Here is a 662-nt window from a genome sequence, read left to right as displayed (position 1 = left end):
ACCGCTATTTACAAGTAACGGCGAAGTTCACTGGTTAAAGTCCAGTACTATTTATTTTAATAGTAGCGTTTTAATTTATATGTGGGTGATTAGCTCAGTTGGGAGAGCATCGCCCTTACAAGGCGAGGGTCACTGGTTCAAGTCCAGTATCACCCACCACATATAAAATCTATTATTATGTTAATAGTCATGTTTTAAAGTTGTAATATGGGTCGTTAGCTCAGTTGGGAGAGCATCGCCCTTACAAGGCGAGGGTCACTGGTTCAAGTCCAGTACGACCCACCATTCTTTGAATGGTGCATATTACAAGATATCTAAATGGGTGATTAGCTCAGTTAGAAAAAGAGAGCATTACCGCTATTTACAAGTAACGGCGAAGTTCACTGGTTAAAGTCCAGTACTATTTATTTTAATAGTAGCGTTTTAATTTATATGTGGGTGATTAGCTCAGTTGGGAGAGCATCGCCCTTACAAGGCGAGGGTCACTGGTTCAAGTCCAGTATCACCCACCACATATAAAATCTATTATTATGTTAATAGTCATGTTTTAAAGTTGTAATATGGGTCGTTAGCTCAGTTGGGAGAGCATCGCCCTTACAAGGCGAGGGTCACTGGTTCAAGTCCAGTACGACCCACCATTCTTTGAATGGTGCATATTACAA

Annotated in this window: 4 tRNA genes; all 4 read left to right on the top strand. The window is 40.6% G+C overall.

Features of this window, described 5'->3' with window-relative positions:
* Nucleotides 1–83: 83 nt before the first annotated feature.
* The 4 genes from L641_RS0109185 (at nt 84) to L641_RS0109170 (ending at nt 638) form a co-directional block, all read left to right on the top strand.
* Nucleotides 84–159: transfer RNA gene (locus tag L641_RS0109185), tRNA-Val, on the top strand.
* Between the two features lie 50 nt (nt 160–209).
* Nucleotides 210–285: transfer RNA gene (locus L641_RS0109180), tRNA-Val, on the top strand.
* A 151-nt stretch (nt 286–436) separates the two neighbouring features.
* Nucleotides 437–512, top strand: a tRNA-Val gene (locus L641_RS0109175).
* Between the two features lie 50 nt (nt 513–562).
* A tRNA-Val gene (locus L641_RS0109170) sits at nt 563–638 on the top strand.
* The last annotated feature ends 24 nt before the right edge of the window (nt 639–662 follow it).

It is taken from the genome of Pseudoalteromonas sp. TB41, assembly GCF_000497975.1.
Lineage (GTDB): Bacteria > Pseudomonadota > Gammaproteobacteria > Enterobacterales > Alteromonadaceae > Pseudoalteromonas > Pseudoalteromonas tetraodonis.
Note: the sequence above shows the minus strand (reverse complement) of the source record. Positions and strands in the feature narration are given on the sequence as shown.